We start from the raw sequence: 17,419 nt of genomic DNA, 5'->3' as shown, positions 1-17,419 counted from the left end.
AGTTGCTAGTTGCTAGTTGCTAGTTGCTAGTTGCTAGTTGCTAGTTGATTTGCTTAGGCTTGAATTATCTCGGTCCGCCGCCACCGCCACTGTTTCTGTTATTTCCGCCACCTCTTCTTTGAGGCATAAACGGGCTTTTAGCCTGTCCGCCAGATGATTTTTTTGAAAGAACTTTATAACCGGTGATGATATTGTCATTTTTATTTAACCCTGAAACAACCTGTATTTCGGTGTCATTATCCATTCCTGTTTTTATTTTTTTGCGGGAAATAGTGCTGTCTTTAGCAATGATCCAGACGGCTGCCTCACTTTTATTCTCTGTTTCTTTACCCTGTTTCTTCCATTGTCCTTTTTCATGTTTTTTACCATTGGCAAATGGAGAATTTATTTTATATTTTTTGATAATCAAGCTATCTGGTCTGAAGCTGGTTGCTGCTACCGGAATTTTCATAATATTGTTTAGGACCTGCGTGTAAATTGTAATATTTGCCGTCATTCCTGGCTTCAGTTTTAAACCTGAATTATCTGCGTTGATGATGGTGGTATAATTCACCACATTCGATGAAACGGTAGGATGAAGGCGAACTTCTGAAACCTCACCATCAAAGATTTCATCCGGAAAAGCATCTACCGTAAATGTTGCTTTCTGACCTACTTTTACATTTCCGATATCAGCTTCATCCACTGAAGCACGAACTCTCATTTTAGTAAGATCCTTGGCAATACTGAACAGGGTAGGAGTGCTGAAACTTGAAGCTACGGTCTGCCCTTCGCTGACATTCCTGTTGAGTATAGTTCCATCAATCGGGGAATAGATATTAGTCAGCGACAGATTTTTGTTGGCTGTGGAAAGCTGAGCATTTACAGATCCTACCTGTGCTTTCGCAGCATTATACTGATTCGTTGCATTATCATAATCTGCTTTACTGATAGCTCCCACTTTGTACAGTTGTGACTGTCTGTTGATGTTAATTTCGTTGTAAGCAAGATTGCTTTTTGCATTTTGAAGGTTCGCTTTGATCTGCTGGGACTGGAACTGAAGCAGATCCGGATCTAAAGTAGCCAGCAGCTGACCTTTTTTCACTGTAGAATTAAAGTCAACATAAATATTTTTAATGATTCCTGATACCTGAGTACCTACTGCAACGGTATCTACAGGCTGAATGGTTCCTGTAGCAGTAATGGAATTGGATATTTCTCCCATTTCAGGCTTTACTGTTTCCAGCTGGATTTTTATTTCTTTTTCTCTGATGAAGAAAAACCAGGCTGCACCTATTGCAATGATGCCGCCCACAACCCAGTACAACCATTTTTTATTCTTTGTTTTCATAGCTTACTTTAGATTTATAGGGTTACCTGCGTAAAATTCGTAGATCTGTTTATTGAGAACTGCAGTGTATTTTGCCTGAAGATAATTCTGGACAGACTGTATATAAAGCAATCTTTGCTGCTGAAGCTGTACATAATCAATGCTTCCGATTTTCATCTGGGCATTCACAATATCATAACTCTGTTTGCTGATGTCCATTTGTTTGTAGGCAGAATCATACTGAGACAGCGCGTTTTGGAGATTGATGTAAGATTGTTCTACCTGCTGATTAAGCACCGTTTTGGTATTCAGTAAATCAAGATTGGCCTGTTCAATCGCTATTTTTGACTTCTCAATCTGTGTTTTGTAAATTCTGTTGTTGTAAATCGGAATTCCAAGGCTTAATCCAATGGGCATATAAAAGTTATTTCCCAACTGATTAAAGTAATTTCCATTTTCATTGGAATAGTTGGTAGAAATATTTCCTGTCAGACTCAGGGTGGGCTGAATGGAAGCTTTAGCCATCTTCAGATTTGTATTGGAGTTTTCTACGTTAAGTTCCCCGTATTTTACTTCCGGACGTTGGTCTTGTGCTAAATTTTGAACATCCTGTAAGGTTTTCAGCTGATCGTCTACAATAATACTGTCGGGTTTTACAACCTGAAAATCATAACCTGAGGGCAGCTGTAGGATTTGTTTTAAATTAACAGTATTCGTTCGTAGATTGTTTTGAGTAGCTGTCAGGTTATATTGATCCTGAGCAACCTGTGACTGGATCTGTAGATAATTTAATTTGGAAAGGCTTCCGGCTTTATACAGCTGATCACCTTGTTTCAATTGAGTTTGGGTTGTTTTCAGCACATTTTCAAGAGAAATGATATTTTCCTGATTCATCAGAATATTCAGATAAGCCTGGGTGATCGTGAGGGTAATATTGTTTTGTGCTTCCTGAACAGATAAGTCTGCCATCTGAACGAGCAGATTTTTTGAGGCTTCATTGTTTTTAATGTAATTGGCATGATAAAGTGTCATGGAAGAATTGGCCCCGATACTTTGAGATTGTGCGCCTGTCATATGAAGACCGTCACTTCCGTTGAGAGCAAAAAGTCCTTGTGAAATGGTTCCGCTTAAATTGGGATATTTTGCATCTTTTGCCTGAAGGAGATCCTGCTGAGCTGCATTTTTTGAAAGCCTTAGAGAATTAATGGAAATATTATTCTCTTTTGCATATTCAATACAATTTTCCAGAGTCCAGGTGGCCGGATAATTGGGGGTTTGGGAAAATATTTCCAAGGCGATGCATAAGAATATCAAAAAGAAAAATTTGCGTTCCATGGTTTTATTTTTGAAAATTCATAAATAACACAGAAAAAATCAATCCAATTTAATAAAAAAAAATAATGTTTAACAAGTTTTTAACCTAAAGCTGTTTTTTTTACATTTAATTTTCAGAAAATTAAAAATATATTAAAAGATTCTGAATTTAAGATTGTATATTTAAAACTTTATTCAAAAACAAGTCAAATATTTATTGTATCTTTGCAAAAATTTTAAAATAGTTAATGAATTTATTTACGGAAACCAATTTAAGTCCTGATATCCTTAAGGCAATTGGCGAACTGGGCTACGAAAGCCCAACAGAAATCCAAAAACAGACTATCCCTTTTATTCTTTCAGATATTCGCGACTTGATCGCACTTGCGCAAACAGGGACAGGCAAGACAGCAGCGTTTTCGCTTCCGATTTTGGATATGATTGACGATACGAGTCGCAAAATCCAATTATTGGTGCTTTGTCCGACACGGGAATTATGTCTTCAGATTTCGAAGGACATAAAGAATTACTCTAAGTACATGAAAGACATCAAAACTACTGCAGTTTATGGTGGAAGTAGTATTTTAGACCAGATGAGATCTTTGAAGGATAAACCACAGATTATTGTGGGAACTCCGGGAAGAGTAATTGATCTTATCAACAGAAAAGCACTTGACTTTTCTGCGATTCATTGGTTGGTATTAGATGAAGCCGATGAAATGCTTTCTATGGGATTCAAAGACGAATTGGAAACCATTCTAAGCGAAACTCCGGAAACTAAACAAACTTTCTTATTCTCTGCAACGATGAATAAAGAGGTGGAAAGAATTTCCAAAAATTACCTTACAAAACCACACCGTATTTCAGTAGGTTCTATCAACGAAGTGAAGAAGAACATTACTCACGAATACTATGTAGTAGGGTACCGTCAGAAAAAAGAAGCATTGAAGAGATTAATTGATGCTAACCCCAATCAGTACTCTATTATCTTCTGTAGAACGAGAATGGAAACTCAGGAGGTAGCAGATTTCCTGATGCAGAACGGGTATGCAGCTGATGCTCTTCATGGTGATCTTTCTCAGGCGCAAAGAGATACGGTAATGAAGAAATTCAGATTGAAAAACATTGATATTCTTGTAGCAACAGACGTTGCAGCAAGAGGATTGGATGTAAACTCTCTTACACACGTTATTCACTTCTCTTTACCGGATGATCCTGAAGTATTCGTTCACAGAAGCGGTAGAACAGGTAGAGCTGGAAAAGACGGTATTTCTATGGCCTTAATTAAGCCTGAAGAAAGCAGAAAACTGAAGCAGATCAAATCTGCAACAAAAATTGAAATTAACGAAAAATTCATTCCTACAGGTGATGATATTATCAAAGCTCAGGTAGGAGGTGTATTCGAAAAATTATTGACGGAGCACGAGGATCTTTTTGAATTTGATGATAGCTTAATCCCGGATCTAAGCAAATTTACAAAAGAAGAACTGGTGCACCAGCTGCTACAGTTCCAATTGAAGGATCTTGCTTTATATTACAAAGATAAACACGATCTTGTTGAGCAGAAATTAAGCACCAGAGATGATGATTACTCAAGAAGAGACCGCGGACGTGATAGAGACAGAGACCGCGGACGTGACAGAGACAGCAGAGACAGAGATCGCGGAAGAGACAGAGATCGTGGTGGAAAGCCAAGAAGAAGAGATGAGAGCATGGTAAGATTCTTCTTTAATCTTGGAAAAAAAGACCACTTGAAGAAGCTTGATGTTTTAGATATTATCAATAAGGCTACTGGTGATGGAAAATCCAAAAAAAGAGCTGAAATCGGAGATATCGAAATCTTAGAGAAATTCTCTTTCTTCGAAGTTGAAAAATCGTTTAAAGACAACGTCTTGAGCAATATTCAATCTATGAAGTTCAAAGGAAAAGATATGAGAGCTGAAGTAGCAAACTAAATCTCACAAATTACTATATAAAACCGGCCTTAAGGCCGGTTTTTTTATTTGATAATCAGGAGTTAAGCGAATGTTAACAAAACTTAATGTCATATAGTTTCACGTACAATCCTTTTTTAAGAAATTTGCACTCGAATTATAAATACTAAAAAATGGGAATTGGTAATATTTTCCACGCTTTTCAACCAAAAGATAAAATCTTCTTTGTACTTTTCGAAAAAGTAACTGAAAATCTAGTTGCAATGTCAGAAGATTTCAACACAGGAATCAAGGATTTCGATCTAAATGATGATTCTATGCTGAAGAAAATGAGTGACTTCGAACACAAGAATGATGAACTTACTCACGAGATTTTCGTAGAATTAGGGAAAAACTTCATTACACCTTTTGACCGTGAGGATATCCACACGTTGGCAACAGGACTGGATGATATCGCTGATTATATCTACGCTTCCACAAAATATATTTTCCTATACAAATCACCTGAGATGAAGGCTTATTCAGACTTCTCTTTATTGATCCATAAAGCATGTCTTGAAATTCAGAATGCAATGAAAAACCTTAAAGGGTTCAAAAACATGGAGCAGGTGAAAGAAGCTTGTATTAAAGTGAACTCTATTGAAAATATTGCTGACGATTTGCTTTCCAATTCAATGGTAGAATTATTTGAAACCAATGATGCAATCAACATTATTAAAGTTTCATCTGTATTGAACTACCTTGAAATTGTAACAGATAAAGCAGAAGATGTTGCCAATACAATCGAGAACATCATGATTAAATACGCCTAATACATAGCAAAAAATGGAATTTCCGATTTTACTTGTAGTTATTATTGCGTTGGCCCTGATCTTCGATTATATCAATGGTTTTCATGATGCAGCCAATTCAATTGCGACTATTGTTTCTACAAAAGTTTTAACTCCATTCCAGGCTGTACTTTGGGCAGCACTTTGGAACTTTGCAGCATTCTTTATTGCTGCTTATATTATTGGAGAATTCAAAATTGGTAATACAATTGCCAAAACAGTTAACGAGAATTTTATTACCCTGGAAGTTATATTTTCCGGTCTTGTGGCAGCTATTGCCTGGAACCTGCTTACATGGTGGTTCGGAATCCCTTCTTCATCATCACATACGCTGATTGGAGGTTTCCTGGGAGCGGCTCTTATGCACGCTTTCATGATGGATTATCATGCGGTGGCAGCAGCACAGCCAGAACTTGGAATGTGGGGTACCGTTAAAGAAGCTTTCAACCAGGTTACTCATCAGAGTGTGGTAAAGTTTGATAAAGTAATTCCTATCTTCCTGTTCATTTTCATGGCACCGATTATAGGGATGATTATCTCAATCATCATTACACTGATTATCGTACACCTTTATAAAAGATCAAACCCGCATAAGGCAGACCAGTCTTTCAAAAGATTACAGCTGGCTTCTTCAGCTTTGTTCAGTTTAGGACACGGTTTGAATGATGCACAGAAAGTAATGGGTATTATTGGTGCGGCGCTTATCTACTACCATGTTGAAATGCTGCATGATCCAATCTATCTGAACATTCCTGCTGCAGGACGTTTTGATTATTTCGCTCAGCATTACCTGTGGGTTCCTTTGGTTTCGTTCCTTGCTATTGGTTTGGGAACAATGAGTGGGGGTTGGAAGATCATCAAGACCATGGGGACTAAGATTACTAAAGTAACTTCATTAGAAGGAGTAAGTGCAGAAACTGCAGGAGCTATTACTTTATTCATCACAGACCACTTTGGTATCCCTGTATCTACAACACATACGATTACAGGTTCTATCATCGGGGTGGGATTAACAAAAAGAATTTCTGCCGTAAGATGGGGAATTACTGTAAGCTTACTTTGGGCTTGGGTTCTTACCATTCCAATCTCTGCAATTGTTGCAGGAATTACTTACCTGGTGGTAACCTTCGTTTTCTAGAAAACAAATCATATAATTATACAAACTTTGTCCTTTTGGGCAAAGTTTTTTGTTTTATAAAGCCTCGAAAAATCGTATTTTTGTTCAAATTAAAAGATTTTATGGAATTTTTAGACAGATACCAGCAGATTGTTGCGGACGCCATCACAAAATATACTTTTAAAGATAAACCTTCAGAGCTGTATGAGCCGATGAACTATATTATTTCCCATGGTGGAAAGCGTCTTCGTCCTATTATGGTGCTGATGGCTTGCGAGATGTTCGGCGGAGATCTTAAGCAGGCAATTAAGCCGGCATTGGCTATCGAGTTTTTCCATAACTTCACGCTGATCCATGATGATATTATGGATGAAGCTCCTTTAAGAAGAAATAAGCCTACCATTCATACTTTACACGGTCTTAATGTGGGAATTCTTTCCGGAGACGGACTGATGCTTAAAGCCTACAAGTTTTTTGAGGATCTTGAGCCGGAAATCTTCAAAGCATGTATCAGAATATTTACCCACACAGGACTTCTGCTTTGTGAAGGACAGCAGTATGATATCAATTTTGAAACTCAGGAAGATGTTACTTTTGATGACTATATCAGAATGATTACCTATAAAACAGGAGTTTTGAGCGCTTCATCATTTGAGATCGGAGCTTTGATTGCAAAAGCCGATTTTAAAGATGCAAAAGCTATTTTTAATTTCGGAAAACATATCGGAATTGCGTTCCAGATTATGGATGATTATCTTGATGTATTTGGTGATCAGGCACAGTTTGGGAAAAAACATGCCGGAGATATTTACGAAAACAAGAAAACTGTTCTGTATTTGTTAGCAAGAGAACATGCTACCGATGAAGAAAGAAAAGAACTGGATTACTGGTATTCTAAAAAGACAGAAAACGTTGATAAAGTTTACGGAGTAGAAAAGATATTCAGAAGAACAAAAGTAGACGAGAAAGCATTACGTCTGATCGAAAAGCATAATGAAATCGGACAAAGCTATCTTCAGAAGATAGATGTTCCTGAGGAAAAGAAAAAACCTTTTATCGAACTGGCAAATTATTTGTTGAGAAGAGAAAGTTAATAGAGGTAGTAGAGGGTAGGCAGCAGGTAACAGCAATTTACCCGCTGCCTATTTACTGCCACCTAATACCTATACGATGAAATTCAGAACAGAAGTTGATATTCCTGCATCAGATAAAAAGATTGAGATTGAAGATAAAATATTTTCAATAGGCTCATGTTTTGCCTCTGAAATGACAGATTTGCTTAAGGATGGACAGCTTCAGACACTCAATAACCCTTTCGGGACGATATTTAATCCTTTTTCAATCAATCATGCAGTCAATAGGTTACATGATTCTGCGTTTTACGAAGAAGAGGAACTGATTACCTATAAGGAAGAATATATTTCTCTGGATCACCACACCAGTTTTGATACCCGGTATATTCATCAGACACTAGACAAAATAAACGGAGCTATTGAAGCCGGAAATGCCTTTCTGCAGGAAGCTGACTGGATCATTATCACCTATGGTTCCTCATTTATTTACGAGTTTCTTCCCAAGAAAAAGCTCGTGGCCAACTGTCACAAAATCCCGCAAAAGTTTTTTGAAAAAAGACTGCTTTCCCATCAGGAATTGACGAGTTCTATTTATCAGACGATTCTGGATCTTAAAGATATTTGCAAAGAAGGAGTACAGATCCTGTTTACTGTTTCACCCGTAAGGCACACTAAAGATGGAATGGTAGAAAATCAGCTAAGTAAATCCAAATTAATCACCGCTATTCACGAGTCCATTTCTCTCTTTGAAGACTGCCATTATCTGCCGGTCTATGAGATTTTGATGGATGATCTGCGGGACTACCGTTTTTATAAAGAAGATATGATTCATCCCAGCACACAGGCGGTTAATTATATTTTTGAGAAATTTGGAAACGCCTATTTTTCAGCAGAGACGCAGCATTTTATCAAAGAAAATTTTAAGATTATCAAGGCGCTGGAGCATAAAACCAGTGATAAGAAAGACCCTAAGTTTATAGAATTCAGGGAGAAATTAGATCAGAGAATTGAAATTCAGCGTAAAAAGGTAAAACATAAAATATTTTAAATGCTTGATTTTACCAGAATTAACTACCTGAAAAACGGCAATGAAAGGCAAAAAAGGGCGTATGATGTTCTTGCAAAATATCAGATTTTTGAAAAATTAAAGGCTTATTCACCCATTTTGGCAGGAACAGTTCCTATTGAAATTGATATCGAAGGAAGTGATCTGGACATTATTTTTGAGGTTGATTTAAGATTTGAAGAAGACTTTCTGGATGATTTAATGTTGAGCAGATGTATTCCTCACGATGTAACCGTTGAACATCTCATCATAAACGGTGAAAAATGCATTACATTGAATTTTATGCTGGAAGGATTCCCCATTGAGATTTTCGGCCAAAATAAGCCGACAAAAGAGCAAAATGCTTATCTCCATATGGTAGCTGAATACAAAATATTAAAGGAAAAAGGAGAAGAATTTAAACAAAAAATAATAGAACTTAAAAAGCAGGGAATAAAAACCGAGCCGGCCTTTGGAATGTTGCTCGGACTTAAAAACCCTTATGAAGATCTATTGAAATTTTAAATAAAATGATTGATACACATACACATCTATACGCAGAAGAATTTGATGAAGACAGAAAAGAAGCTATTCAAAGGGCTTTAAATAAAGGAATTACAGAATTCTATCTTCCTGCTATTGATTCTGAATCCCATGAGAAAATGCTGCAGCTGGAAACAGAATATCCTGGACAGATTTTTTCAATGATGGGATTACATCCTTGTTATGTAAAACCGGAATCGTGGGAAAAAGAACTCGAAATCGTAAAAAATTATCTTGATCAACGACATTTTCCTGCAATTGGGGAAATAGGGATTGATCTGTATTGGGATAAAACAACTTTGGATATTCAGGTGAAAGCTTTTGAACAGCAGATTGACTGGGCTATAGAAAAAGATCTTCCGATTGTGATTCATACAAGAGAAAGCTTTGATGAGACCTTTGAAGTGCTGGAAAGAAAAAAACACCCGAAGCTCAGAGGAATTTTTCATTGCTTTTCAGGAAATCTGGAGCAGGCACAGCACGCTGTTGACCTTAATTTCATTTTGGGAATCGGTGGAGTCGTAACGTTCAAAAACGGGAAAATAGATCAGTTTCTGAATGAAATTCCACTGGATAAGATTGTTCTGGAAACAGATTCTCCTTATCTGGCGCCGGTTCCCCACAGAGGAAAAAGAAATGAAAGCTCCTACCTTGATCTGGTAGCCGGTAAACTGGTGGATATCTATGGGAAAGATTTCTCTGAGATAGACCGCATCACTACAGAAAATGCAAAGAATCTTTTTCAGTCATAAAGGTTCTCAACTTTAAGATAAACAAAACCCTCTTCAATTTTGAAAAGGGTTTTATTTTTTTATTTCTTTCTGGTGAAATTCTTGTTTTTAGGCTTTTTGAAACCTACTGAAGCTCCTGTAGAAGGCTTTTTACGGTTGTTATTTGGCCTTGAATTATTACTGTTGCCTGTTTTAGGTTTCTCACCACCTGCATTAAAAGGTTTGTTGTTAGAATCCCTTTTCTGGGCAATCAAATCATCAGTATGGAACGGGTGGTCTTTGATCACAGGGATTTTCTTCCCAATCAATTTTTCAGTATTCTTTAAATTCAAAAGATCAAGTCCGTCTACAAAAGATATAGAATTACCTTCAGCTCCGGCTCTACCTGTTCTTCCGATTCTGTGTACATAGGTTTCAGAAACATCGGAAAGTTCAAAATTGATCACGAATTTCAATTCATCAATATCAATTCCTCTTGCTGCAATATCTGTAGCAACAAGAACTCTTGTTTTTCCGGATTTGAAGTTATTCAAAGCATTTTGTCTCGCATTCTGAGATTTATTGCCATGAATGGCTTCAGCAGAAATATCGTCTTTCTGAAGTTTTCTGGAAATCTTATCTGCACCGTGCTTCGTTCTTGCAAATACCAATACTGAGTCTGAAATGTCATTTTTCAGAATGTGAGAAAGCAAATCCAGTTTGTTATCTTTTTCTACAAAATAGACAGATTGTTTAATGGTGTCTGCTGTAGAAGAAACCGGAGTTACCTCTACTTTTACCGGATTATTCAGGATAGAATTAGCAAGTTTCTGGATTTCAGCCGGCATTGTTGCAGAAAAGAATAAAGTCTGTCTTCTCTGAGGTAAAAGTTTGATGATTCTTTTTACATCATGTACAAATCCCATATCCAGCATTCTGTCTGCTTCATCAAGAACAAAGATTTCAAGGTTTTTTAAACTGATGATGCCCTGAGCAATAAAGTCAAGAAGCCTTCCTGGTGTTGCTACCAGAATATCAATCCCTTTTCTCAAAGCAGCTTCCTGGTTTCCTTGTTTTACTCCTCCGAAAATAACAAGTTGCTTTAATGGAAGATATTTACCGTAAGCATTAATGTTTTCCTCAATCTGAATGGCCAGTTCTCTGGTTGGTGTAAGGATTAATGCTTTTATATGTTTATTGGGAATTTTATTTTTGGATAAATTCTGTAGAATAGGAATAGAAAAAGCAGCTGTTTTACCAGTTCCTGTCTGTGCGCAGCCTAAAAAGTCTCTGCCGTCTAATATATCAGGAATCGATCTTTCCTGGATAGGAGTAGGAGTCGTATATCCCTGTTCCTGAATTGCTTTTGCAATAGGTTCTATTAAGTTTAAGTCTGTAAAATTCAAATGAATTATTTTAAAATTTAAATAAAAATTCCTTCAGTCTGAAAGAATTACATTCTGCAAAGGTAGTTTAAATATTTTTAAGTATCTTATTCCACTTTTTCAGACTTATTTACTATAAGAAAAACAAAAATGGCCACCCGAATGTAAGCAGCCATTTTATTGATATGAAAATCTGAAGTTTATTTAAATTTATATCCTACACCAGCCTGCAGAAATCCGATTTTAACAGGAACTGAATTGCTTTTATTCATTTCTATAAAATTGAAATTGTATCTGACATCAACAAAAAACTTCTCATTAATCTTATATTCTGCACCCAGAAAAGGAAATAAATTCAGGGTTTTTAAAGATTCGTAATTGTGTGTTTCAGCCTCATCAAAAACAGTATTCATTTTTACTTTGGATGAGATGTTGAATCCTAAGTTCATCCCTACAGAAGCAGAAAGCTCCGGAACAATATAATATTTTAATGAAATGGGAACCTGTATCTGGTTGAATTTGTAATTTAAGTTCATATTACCCATGTTTACGACCTCGTTGCCTACCAATTCATACCAGGGATAAGCATCTTTACCACCCAATTGAGTATACAGTAATTCAGCCTGTAAGCCAAATTTAGAAGATATAGGCTGCTCTGCTACGATACCTATATAAAAATAGGATTTTGAATCCAGCCCGGTTCCAAAAAACTTCATATTGGATAAGGAATATCCTCCCTTTACCCCAAAGCTCACAGATGCCGGATCTTTTGTGGTTTCCTGTGCATTAAATATTGCTGAGAAAGCAAATAATGCAACGAAAAAAATGTACTTCTTCATGTTTATTTTAAATGGTTAATAGTTTTACAAAAAAATAATTCCTCCAAACGAAGGAATTACTGTTACAAAGATAAATTAAATATTTTTTAGTGAGGCTATTTCACTTTATTCCATTCCTGGTTCTTTCTTAAGTTCTCAAAAAATTGATAGACTTCTGAAAGTTTTTCACTTCCATGTTTTCCGTAATCTTCCACATTTTTTGAAGTGCCGTCAGCGAATTTGATTCTTAAATAAGAGGTTGGAAGGTCGGTGATGTTTTTCTCACCATACTTATCGTTTAAGCTTTTTACATTGAGCCCATCCAGTAAGCTGATTAATTTATTGTAATCCTCTTCCTTGATTGTTCCTTTGAAAGTTCCTTCACGAGGCTTTGAAAACTCATCTTTTGATGGCTTATCATTAAAATTAAAATGTTCAGCTTCAAAAACTGCTGTTCTGTCCGGACTGATCGTCATTTTAAAAACAGGACAGAATCCGAAACACGGAGTAGCCTCATATTCAATAGTAGAATATTGGGAGTTAACTTTCTGAGAAGTACAGGAAAATAAAAATACAAATGCACAAAGGGTCAATAAATATTTCATAGTTTAAAATTTCGGAAATTCTCCCAATAATTGTTCCAAAAGATAAAATCTTCCTTTGTTTTTATGTTAAATATAAAATGGAAAACCTGCTTAACCTTTATTTGAACCATTAAGATACCATGAAGATGTTAAAAATATGAAGATAAGCTTTGCTTTAAGCTTAAGAATCAGAATGATTTACTTAACTATACTTTATTTCTTAAATCCTTCTTAATGGTTTAAAATATTGTATAGAAGAAATAGAATTAATTGTATTAAAAAACAGCCTCAGATTTTCTAAGGCTGTTTTGTATGTTGCAGTTCCATTGTAAAATAAAACTGGTGAATCAATGTTTTTTCTATCCGTGTAGTTGTTTCCAGATGGCATCTTTCAGTTCCATAAGACCTTCTCCGGTAACTCCTGAAAAGAACAATGGCTGCTTGTTTTCAGGAAACTCTGCTGCAATTTCTTTTTTCAGTTCATCATCCAAAAGGTCAGATTTTGAAACGGAAATAATGAAATCCTTATCCAAAAGTTCAGGATTGTACTCCTTCAGCTCATTTTCAAGAATTTTAAACTCCTGGAAGTGATTTTCAGAATCCGAAGGAATTAAAAATAAAAGGATAGAGTTTCTTTCAATATGTCTCAGGAATCTGTGTCCTAAGCCTTTTCCTTCCGCTGCTCCTTCAATAATTCCGGGAATATCGGCCATTACAAAAGATTTGTAATTTCTGTAGTCCACAATTCCAAGGTTAGGAGTCAGGGTTGTAAAAGCGTAATTGGCAATTTTTGGTTTTGCTGCAGAAACAGATGCTAAAAGTGTAGATTTTCCGGCATTTGGAAACCCAACAAGTCCTACATCAGCCAAAATTTTAAGCTCGAAGACTACATATCCTTCCTCGCCATCCATTCCAGGCTGAGCATATCTTGGGGTCTGATTGGTAGAAGATTTGAAATGTTCGTTTCCTTTTCCTCCTTTTCCTCCCTGCATCAAAATGATTTCCTGCTTGTCATCAAGGATTTCTCCGATAATTTCACCTTCTTCATTTTTAGCGATCGTTCCAATGGGAACATCAATATAAATATCAGAACCGTCAGCTCCTGTAAGCTGGTTTTTCGCTCCGTTTTCACCGCGTTCTGCTTTTATGTGACGGGTGTATCGAAGTGGAAGTAAAGTCCATTCATTAGCATTTCCTCTCATGATGACGTGTCCGCCACGACCTCCGTCTCCACCGTCAGGACCACCTTTAGGAATATATTTTTCACGGCGAAGGTGGGCAGAACCAGCACCTCCGTGTCCGCTTTTACAATGGATCTTTACGTAATCTACAAAGTTAGACATATAGTTTGTGTTGCGAGTTGTGAGCTACGGGAGGAAATTTCTTATCCCGTACCCGTATCCCGATTATTTAATTTTCTCTACTTCAGCGAAAAGTTTTTGGGAAATCTCGTCAATTTCTCCAACACCGTTTACCTCTACATATTTACCCTGCTGCTTATAAAGCTCGGCAACTTCTGCTGTTTTAGTATAATATTCTTTAATTCTGTTTTCGATGATCTCTACATTGCTGTCATCTGATCTTCCGCTGGTTTCTCCTCTTTTCAGAAGTCTTTCAACCAAAATTTTGTCCTCTACTACCAATGAAAGACAGATGTCAATATCGTCGTTCAATACTTCCTTAACGATAGTTTCCAGAGCTTCTGTCTGAGCAGTTGTTCTTGGATATCCGTCAAAAATGAAACCGTTGGTATCAGTAGGTTTTTTGATCTCATCGATCAGCATATCTGTTGTTACCTGATCCGGAACCAATTCTCCCTTATCGATGTATGACTTAGCCAGTTTTCCAAGTTCAGTGTCATTTTTCATATTGTATCTGAAAAGATCACCTGTTGAAACCTGTTTTAAATTGAATTTCTCGATTAGATTCTGAGCTTGTGTTCCTTTTCCACTTCCTGGAGGGCCGAACAGAACAATGTTTATCATAATGTTGATACGCTTTCAGCAATTTGCATTCGCTTCTGGCTCCTGGCTTTTGGCAGTTTGCTTTTTGCTTTCAGCTTTTTTAAGTTATTATTAAATTTATTTCTTTATATAATGTTTTAAGCTAAAAGCTATCAGCTAATAGCCAACAGCGTTTAATGGTTGATTTGTCCGTCTTCCAATTGATATAAATTAGGTAGGTTTCTTCCCAATTCATCATAATCAAGTCCGTATCCAAGTACAAATTTGTTTGGAATTTCTCTTCCGATATAATCCAGCTTGAAATCTTTCTTGTAAATCTCAGGTTTCAGTAAGAAACTCGCCAGTTTTACAGATTTAGGACGTTGGGTTTCCTTAAAATATTTGAAAAGACTTTCAACAGTGTTTCCTGTATCTACGATATCTTCTACAAGAATGATGTGACGGTCTCTTACATCTTTGGTAAGTTCCATTTTCTGATAAACAATCCCTGTAGATTCAGTTCCTACGTACGAACTCATTTGAATGAAGGCAATTTCACATTCCCCCGGATAATATTTTAAAAGATCTGAGAAGAACATCACCACCCCATTTAAAACGCCAATGAATACGGGTACTTCATCTTTGTAATCTTCATAAATTCTTAACGCTGTCTCTTTTACAATTTCCTGAATTTCGGCATCCTTTAAATAAGGAACGAAAGTTTTGTCGTGAACTTTAATGCTTTCCATAAAATTTTTAGTAGGAGGCAAAGTTACGGATTTTTGATTAAAATACTTTCCTGTTTTTATGAGTTTGAAAGTTTGACGGTTTCGACACAACAAAGTGGGGGATTATGATGAAGGCTGTTTAAATCAGAATAAATATAAGTCATTGAACGACATAGAAAGGAATAGCCTTAGAAAAATAGATTCTTAAAGAGGTAATAAATGCCTGGTGTTTAAGAGTGGAAGAAAAAAGAGATGATAAATATCTTGATAATTTATGGAAAACTGAATATTGTAAAAAATGACTACCTTTGTTCTTTCAAAACCCAAAATACGGACATGTAGGATAACATTTCTTTCAGATTCAATAAAAACAGTAACTAAGATGTTACTGGTGTTCAACTATTTTTTAAGAAAGAAATCATGATTTTACTACAACATATATCCTTTGGGTTTCCGGGAGGGGATCTTCTATTTAATAATACTAACTTAACAATACCATCTCACACCAAATCTGCTTTGGTGGGAAGTAACGGCATGGGAAAATCAACCCTGCTGAAAATGATCGCGGGGGAAATACAGCCTTTAAACGGGAATATTACTATTTCGGATTCTGTTTTTTATGTTCCTCAGATGTTTGGAAACTTTAATCATCTTACCATTGCTGAATGTCTGAAAATAGATCAGAAACTGAATGCGCTCCAAAAAATCACCAATGGAGAGGTGGATGAAATCTATTTTGAAATTCTCAATGACGACTGGGATATTGAAGAGCGTTGCCAACACGCATTAGAACATTGGGGACTTGATAATTTTGATCTCAATCAAACACTGGAAGGCTTAAGTGGCGGCCAGAAAACCAAGGTCTTTCTTGCAGGAATTCAGATCAGTCAGCCTGATATCATTATATTGGATGAACCCACCAATCATCTGGATCTTGAGGGAAGAAAGCTCCTGTATGACCTTATTGATAAAGCGGATGCAACAGTAGTTATCGTAAGCCACGACCGGACTTTACTGAATCTGGTTGATACCATCTTTGAATTAAGTAACCAGGGAATCGCCACATATGGAGGGAACTATGATTTTTATGCAGAGCAAAAGGAAGTGGAGGAGGAAGCCTTGCATAATGATATTCATGCCAAAGAACGGGCGCTGAAAAAAGCAAAAGAGAAAGAAAGGGAAACGCTGGAACGAAAACAGAAACTCGATGCAAAAGGAAAGCAAAAGCAGGAAAAATCGGGCGTTGCAAGAATTATGATGAATACCCTTCGGAATAATGCTGAAAAAAACAGTTCAAAGCTGAAAAGTGTGCATGCAGAGAAAATCAGTGGAATTTCAGATGGCTTGAGAGATCTGCGCTCCTCCTTAAAGAATTCTGAGCAGATGAAAGTGAATTTTAATGATTCCAATCTGCATTCGGGGAAGATTTTAATTGCGGCTGAAGATATTAACTTCAATTATGGAAAAGGAAATCTATGGAAAGAAAATCTCAGCCTTGAGATCCGAAGCGGAGAAAGAATTTCAATCAAAGGTTCCAATGGCTCAGGAAAAACGACCCTGATACAACTTCTGCTTGGAAATACTGAACCTTCCGAAGGAAAAATAGACAGAACAGACTTTAACAGCATTTATATTGATCAGGAATATTCACTGATTGATAATGACTCTACTCTTTATGATTTTGTCCAGACCTTTAATGATAATGCGCTGCAGGAATCTGAGGTGAAAACATTACTGTCCAGATTTTTATTTTGTAAGGATACCTGGGAAAAAAAATGTGGAATGCTGAGTGGAGGAGAGCGTTTGCGGTTACTTCTCTGCGGGCTTTCCATCAGCAACAAAGCTCCGGATATGATCATCCTTGATGAACCCACGAATAACCTCGATCTTCAGAATGTGGAAATTCTCACCCATTCCATTAAAGATTATCATGGTACATTGATGGTGATTTCCCACGATGAAGTTTTTTTAAAGGAGATTGGAATTGATCGGGAATTGATACTGAATTAATGATTGTATTTCTCACAAATTAAAAGGATAAAATAGATATTCAATAGAGGCGGGCTTTAGCCCGTCTTTCAAAAAT

16 protein-coding genes are annotated in these 17,419 nt (G+C 36.5%); 8 read left to right on the top strand and 8 right to left on the bottom strand.

Annotated features, from left to right (window positions below):
- Nucleotides 1-64 precede the first annotated feature (64 nt).
- Nucleotides 65-1,330, bottom strand: a complete 1,266-nt coding sequence (locus tag FN817_RS17435; protein ID WP_142719052.1) for an efflux RND transporter periplasmic adaptor subunit — start codon at nt 1,328-1,330, stop codon at nt 65-67.
- 3 nt (nt 1,331-1,333) lie between these two features.
- Nucleotides 1,334-2,644 (bottom strand): TolC family protein, encoded by a 1,311-nt coding sequence (locus tag FN817_RS17430; protein ID WP_142719051.1) that lies wholly within the window; start codon nt 2,642-2,644, stop codon nt 1,334-1,336.
- Nucleotides 2,645-2,871: 227 nt separating this feature from the next.
- Between FN817_RS17430 and FN817_RS17425 the strand changes: the two genes are divergently transcribed.
- From FN817_RS17425 to FN817_RS17395, 7 genes are all read left to right on the top strand, one after another.
- On the top strand, nt 2,872-4,578 hold the full coding sequence (locus tag FN817_RS17425; RefSeq protein ID WP_142719050.1) for a DEAD/DEAH box helicase: 1,707 nt from the start codon (nt 2,872-2,874) through the stop codon (nt 4,576-4,578).
- A gap of 152 nt (nt 4,579-4,730) precedes the next feature.
- A complete protein-coding gene (locus FN817_RS17420; protein WP_042723220.1) occupies nt 4,731-5,369 on the top strand; it encodes a DUF47 domain-containing protein in 639 nt (212 codons plus the stop codon).
- A 13-nt stretch (nt 5,370-5,382) separates the two neighbouring features.
- Nucleotides 5,383-6,525: an inorganic phosphate transporter gene (locus FN817_RS17415; protein ID WP_142719049.1), complete on the top strand. Its 1,143-nt coding sequence runs from the start codon at nt 5,383-5,385 to the stop codon at nt 6,523-6,525.
- A gap of 101 nt (nt 6,526-6,626) precedes the next feature.
- On the top strand, nt 6,627-7,598 hold the full coding sequence (locus FN817_RS17410; protein WP_047420635.1) for a polyprenyl synthetase family protein: 972 nt from the start codon (nt 6,627-6,629) through the stop codon (nt 7,596-7,598).
- A gap of 76 nt (nt 7,599-7,674) precedes the next feature.
- On the top strand, nt 7,675-8,625 hold the full coding sequence (locus FN817_RS17405) for a GSCFA domain-containing protein (protein WP_142719048.1): 951 nt from the start codon (nt 7,675-7,677) through the stop codon (nt 8,623-8,625).
- Complete coding sequence (locus FN817_RS17400; RefSeq protein WP_142719047.1) at nt 8,626-9,147, top strand: DUF4269 domain-containing protein; 522 nt, start codon at nt 8,626-8,628, stop codon at nt 9,145-9,147.
- Nucleotides 9,148-9,152: 5 nt separating this feature from the next.
- A complete protein-coding gene (locus FN817_RS17395) occupies nt 9,153-9,917 on the top strand; it encodes a TatD family hydrolase (RefSeq protein WP_142719046.1) in 765 nt (254 codons plus the stop codon).
- Nucleotides 9,918-9,976: 59 nt separating this feature from the next.
- Here FN817_RS17395 and FN817_RS17390 read toward each other — a convergent pair whose 3' ends face one another.
- From FN817_RS17390 to FN817_RS17365, 6 genes are all read right to left on the bottom strand, one after another.
- The gene (locus tag FN817_RS17390) at nt 9,977-11,281 is read right to left on the bottom strand and encodes a DEAD/DEAH box helicase (protein WP_047420639.1); all 1,305 of its coding nucleotides are present in this window, start codon (nt 11,279-11,281) and stop codon (nt 9,977-9,979) included.
- Between the two features lie 179 nt (nt 11,282-11,460).
- Nucleotides 11,461-12,099, bottom strand: a complete 639-nt coding sequence (locus FN817_RS17385) for a porin family protein (protein WP_142719045.1) — start codon at nt 12,097-12,099, stop codon at nt 11,461-11,463.
- Nucleotides 12,100-12,194: 95 nt separating this feature from the next.
- On the bottom strand, nt 12,195-12,683 hold the full coding sequence (locus FN817_RS17380; RefSeq protein WP_142719044.1) for a DUF6438 domain-containing protein: 489 nt from the start codon (nt 12,681-12,683) through the stop codon (nt 12,195-12,197).
- A gap of 338 nt (nt 12,684-13,021) precedes the next feature.
- Nucleotides 13,022-14,005 carry a GTPase ObgE gene (obgE, locus tag FN817_RS17375; protein WP_142719043.1) on the bottom strand — a complete coding sequence of 328 codons (984 nt, stop codon included), beginning with the start codon at nt 14,003-14,005 and terminating at the stop codon, nt 13,022-13,024.
- Between the two features lie 63 nt (nt 14,006-14,068).
- A complete protein-coding gene (locus FN817_RS17370) occupies nt 14,069-14,647 on the bottom strand; it encodes an adenylate kinase (RefSeq protein WP_047374143.1) in 579 nt (192 codons plus the stop codon).
- Between the two features lie 152 nt (nt 14,648-14,799).
- The gene (locus FN817_RS17365) at nt 14,800-15,354 is read right to left on the bottom strand and encodes a phosphoribosyltransferase (RefSeq protein ID WP_047420642.1); all 555 of its coding nucleotides are present in this window, start codon (nt 15,352-15,354) and stop codon (nt 14,800-14,802) included.
- Between the two features lie 399 nt (nt 15,355-15,753).
- Here FN817_RS17365 and FN817_RS17360 point away from each other — a divergent pair, with 399 nt between their 5' ends.
- Nucleotides 15,754-17,343 carry an ABC-F family ATP-binding cassette domain-containing protein gene (locus tag FN817_RS17360; protein ID WP_142719042.1) on the top strand — a complete coding sequence of 530 codons (1,590 nt, stop codon included), beginning with the start codon at nt 15,754-15,756 and terminating at the stop codon, nt 17,341-17,343.
- Nucleotides 17,344-17,419 lie beyond the last annotated feature (76 nt).

It is taken from the genome of Chryseobacterium rhizoplanae (assembly GCF_900182655.1).
GTDB classification, from domain to species: Bacteria; Bacteroidota; Bacteroidia; order Flavobacteriales; family Weeksellaceae; genus Chryseobacterium; species Chryseobacterium rhizoplanae.
The sequence above is the reverse complement of the archived record's forward strand: the minus strand, read 5'-3'. Positions and strand labels throughout refer to the sequence as shown.